Raw genomic sequence first — 3,939 nt, forward strand, 5'->3', positions numbered from 1 at the left:
CGGCTCCCGCCGCCCCGAACGGTCGGTCCACTCAGGGCCCCGTGACGGCGAGAACAGCACCAAGTGTAAGCCAGGTCGGAGGGGTGGGGGATAAAGGATTTCGGAGGAAATGATTTCAATGAGTTGCGGGAAATTGAGGAGGCATAAGGGTGTTTCAGAGCTCTTGTGCTGCCTTGTCCTGAGTGAGGAAAAGCTGTGCCGCACTGCCCTTGCATCGATCCGCAAGTCTCTGGTCACTGTCAGCATGAGGCCGGCATTCGAATTTGCCCCCCCCATCCATTGTCATTCCAGCGAAGGCTGGAATCCAGTATCCGCCTTCGGTAGTCGATTGCATTGAGAGGTCTCCGCGTACTGGACCCCAGCCTTCGCTGGGGTGACAAGTCTGGGCTTGGGGCCAGCCCTGACTTGTCACCCCGGCCGCAGGCGCAGCCGGAGATCCGGGGCCTACTCGTTTGCAGAGCGGATCAGGTCAGCAATGGCCGTTCGGCGGGCATGTTTCTCTACACGCCAGCGCTTCGGCAAGCGGACCTGCGAGTGGGTCCCGGCTCGCGCTTCGCTTGGCCGGGATGACGGCAGAGGAAGCGGCGTTGCCTTGCGACGCGCTACCGCTACCCGTGCGCCATCTGCGCCGCAGGGACGGCAGACAATACTTAGCCAATCATCAAAGTTTTTATTGACACGCCGACCTCCATCGAAATAGTTAGCAACATGGCTAAGCATGATATCGATCTTTCCCTACTCTTCCATGCACTGGCGGATCCAACCCGCCGGTCGATCCTCACACAGCTGGCGGAAGGGCCGTCACGGGTGAGCACCCTGGCCGAACCGACCGGCCTGCGTCTGCCCACGGTGATGCGTCACCTTTCGGTGCTCGAGGATGCAGGGCTGATCGTGAGTTCGAAGGATGGCCGAGTACGGACCTGCGCCATGGTGCCGGAAGCCTTGGCACCGGCCCGGAGCTGGCTCGATGAACAGCGCGCGATCTGGGAGGCACGGCTTGACCGGCTGGATGCTTTCGTCGCGCAAGTGATGAAGGACCGCGAGGAATGACCCAAGGTTTCGCACCTGATGAAAAAGCAGACCTGAGCGCAGCAAACGACCGGGGAAGAGAGGGATACTTCGCGACCCTCACGTTCAGCCGTGAAGTCGCCGCCCCGGCAACCGTCCTCTGGCAAGCCTGGACAGCACCTGCCGCCCGCGCGGTGTGGGCTGCGCCGACGCCCTCCGTCACCGTGGAATTCCTGGAAGCGGATACGCGGATCGGCGGCAAGGAAATCTCGCTTTGCAAGGTCGCTGGACAACCCGATATCCGCTGCGAATGCGGATGGCTGGAATTGCTGCCGGAAACCCGCAGCGTCAATTACGAAGTCATCTCCTGTGAAGGCGAAACCCTGTCCTCCTCGCTTGTCACCGCGCAGATCTCGGAAACGGCAGAAGGCAGCCGGCTGGACCTGACGGTGCAGCTCTCGGCGCACACGCCGGACATGGCAGACGGCTACCGGCAGGGCTTTGAGGCGGGACTGGACAATATGGCTGCCGTCGCAACACGTACGATGGTTCTGCAGCGGCGGATCCCGGCCCCGAGGCCTGTCGTCTGGAACGCCTGGATGAATCCGGAAACCCTGCCGAAATGGTGGGGGCCGGATGGGTTCTTCTGCCGCACCAGGCGGATCGACCTTTCGCCGGGCGGCGAATGGGTCTTCGACATGATCGGTCCTGATGGCACCGTCTATCCAAACCATCACCTCTATCACGTTGTGCACCCCAACGAGCGCATGAGCTACTCCCTGCTCTGGGGAGAGAACGGCCCGAAACACGCGGACGCCTTCGCTTCATTCGAGGACGAGAACGGCGCAACGAAGATCACGCTCTGCATGATCTTCAGCACGGAAGCGGAGTACCAGACCGCCAGGGGCTTCGGCGCCGTGGAACTGGGGCACCAGACCCTCGCCAAGCTTGAGACCTTCATCGGCTCGCGCTAGCGTCCCCAACGAAAAGCAGGAAAGCCGGACCTTTTGGGCCCGGCTTCCAGTATTCAGTTCATTTGATCGGCGACGCGGATCAGACCGTGTTCATCGCCCAAGGGCCGTGATAGCCCTTGCCATCCTTGTCGGTGCGCTCGAAACCATGAGCGCCGAAGAAGTCGCGCTGACCCTGCAACATGTTCGCAGTCGAGCGCTCGGTGCGCATGATGTCGAAATAGGACAGCGCGGCGGACAGGGCCGGAACCGGCAGCCCGTTGAGCGCGCCAAGCGCCACCACCTTGCGCAGGGCACCGTGGGTTTCCTTCAGCTTGGCCGAGAAGAACGGCGCCAGCATCAGGTTGCGCGCCGGGTCTTCGGCCAGCGCCTTGGACATGTCGTTCAGCATGGCCGAGCGGATGATGCAGCCCTGACGCCAGATCTTGGCGATTTCCGGCAGAGGCATGTCCCAGCCGTACTGCTTTGCCGCTTCCAGGATCAATCCGAAGCCCTGGGCGTAGCAGACGATCTTGCCGGCAACCAGCGCCGCTTCCAGATCCTTCGCAGACACCGCATCGGCGACGATGCGCGCCGGAGCCGGGCCGAACTCGGCCTGGCCGGACTTGCGCTCGGACAGGCGCGCGGACATGTTGCGCGACGCGACAGCGGCCTCGATGGCGCTCGCCGGAGTGCCGAGCATCAAGGCCTCGATGGCGGTCCAGCGGCCGGTGCCCTTCTGGCCCGCGGTGTCCAGGATGATGTCCAGCATGGGCCGGCCCGTTTCCGGGTCGGCGGTCCCTGCCACCTTGTGGGAGATCTCGATCAGGTAGGACTGCAGGATGCCTTCGTTCCAGTCGCCGAAGACCTTGGAGATTTCGTCCGACCCGAGACCAAGGCCGTCGCGCATGACGCCGTAGACTTCGGCGATCATCTGCATGTCGGCGTATTCGATGCCGTTGTGGACGGTCTTGACCAGGTGGCCGGCACCGGCATCGCCAAGATGGGCCGCGCAAGGGGCCCCTTCATGCTTGGCGGAAATGGCCTCGAGGATGTGGCCGACCTGCGTCCAGGCATCCTTCGGACCACCGGCCATGATCGACGGGCCGAAACGCGCGCCTTCCTCACCCCCGGACACACCGATGCCCATGAAGCGCGGGCCACCCTCTTTCGAGGCCGCATCCCGGCGGTTGGTGTCGTGGTAGTTGGCGTTGCCCGCGTCGATGATCAGGTCATCGTCGGACAAAAGCGGGCGCAGGGCAGCGATCTGCTCGTCAACCGCTTCGCCTGCCGGAACCATCAGGATGATGGCGCGCGGGGTCTTGATCGCAGCGACGAAATCTTCCAGCGTCTTGGCCGGAATCAGCTTTTCGGCGAGCGCGCCGGCATTGGCGTAAAAGCTGTCGGTCTTGTCGGAGGTGCGGTTGTAGACCGCGATGGAGAAGCCGTTCTCCGCAATGTTCAGCGCCAGGTTCCCGCCCATGGTGCCAAGTCCGATCAAACCGACTTCGGCTGCGGCCGTCACTGTTCCTGCCATGCGGAGGCTCCTTTCACTATACTTTCGATTGAGATTGTTCAGACCGCGATGTGATAGCCCAACCGCAGGCAGGCGGCAATGCCGAACGGCATCCCGTGTTGCCTTTTGCGGCGCCCCGCCGATCTGACAACTGGTTCGAAGTACCTACTTCTTCTTGTTCATGGCAGCCGCGAGAGCTGCGGCCATGGCGTTGTTGCCGCCATCTGAAGTGCTTCCGCCACCACGCGGCGCATTGCCGCCCGGCCCGCGACCGCCAGGGCCCTTGCCGCCGGGTCCACGTCCGCCTGACCCACGGCCACCGGGACCACGGTCATCGCGGCGGTTGTCCGCGGCGCGCTCGCGTTGGCCCTGATAGTCAACGGCGGACTTCATGGTCATGGAGATGCGCTTGCGCTTCACGTCCACTTCCAGGATCGTCACCTTCACGATGTCGCCGGCCTTCAC

The 3,939-nt window shown here is 63.2% G+C and carries 3 protein-coding genes and 1 pseudogene; 2 read left to right on the forward strand and 2 right to left on the reverse strand.

Annotated elements, in window-relative coordinates; genetic code table 11:
- Positions 1 to 708: 708 nt before the first annotated feature.
- Together ACN0SY_RS10065 and ACN0SY_RS10070 are read left to right on the forward strand one after the other, a co-directional pair.
- A complete protein-coding gene (locus tag ACN0SY_RS10065; protein WP_417686877.1) occupies positions 709 to 1,050 on the forward strand; it encodes an ArsR/SmtB family transcription factor in 342 nt (113 codons plus the stop codon).
- Positions 1,047 to 1,982: an SRPBCC domain-containing protein gene (locus ACN0SY_RS10070; RefSeq protein WP_417686879.1), complete on the forward strand. Its 936-nt coding sequence runs from the start codon at positions 1,047 to 1,049 to the stop codon at positions 1,980 to 1,982. Before ACN0SY_RS10065 ends, ACN0SY_RS10070 begins: the two co-directional genes overlap by 4 nt.
- 79 nt (positions 1,983 to 2,061) lie before the next feature.
- On the opposite strand, the gene gndA is transcribed toward ACN0SY_RS10070, so the two are convergent.
- Positions 2,062 to 3,495, reverse strand: a complete 1,434-nt coding sequence (gene gndA, locus ACN0SY_RS10075) for an NADP-dependent phosphogluconate dehydrogenase (RefSeq protein ID WP_417686881.1) — start codon at positions 3,493 to 3,495, stop codon at positions 2,062 to 2,064.
- Positions 3,496 to 3,639: 144 nt separating this feature from the next.
- A pseudogene (locus tag ACN0SY_RS10080) lies at positions 3,640 to 3,939 on the reverse strand (RNA-binding transcriptional accessory protein); the annotation flags it as partial.

Origin of the sequence: Roseibium sp. (genome assembly GCF_048261595.1) — a bacterium.
Classification (GTDB): Bacteria; Pseudomonadota; Alphaproteobacteria; order Rhizobiales; family Stappiaceae; genus Roseibium.

What these genes read in the sequence shown, in the direction of transcription:
- gndA (WP_417686881.1), bottom strand. Translation starts at nt 3,495, where the DNA reads ATGGCAGGAACAGTGACGGCCGCAGCCGAAGTCGGTTTGATCGGACTT.
- ACN0SY_RS10070 (WP_417686879.1), top strand. Translation starts at nt 1,047, where the DNA reads ATGACCCAAGGTTTCGCACCTGATGAAAAAGCAGACCTGAGCGCAGCA.
- ACN0SY_RS10065 (WP_417686877.1), top strand. Translation starts at nt 709, where the DNA reads ATGGCTAAGCATGATATCGATCTTTCCCTACTCTTCCATGCACTGGCG.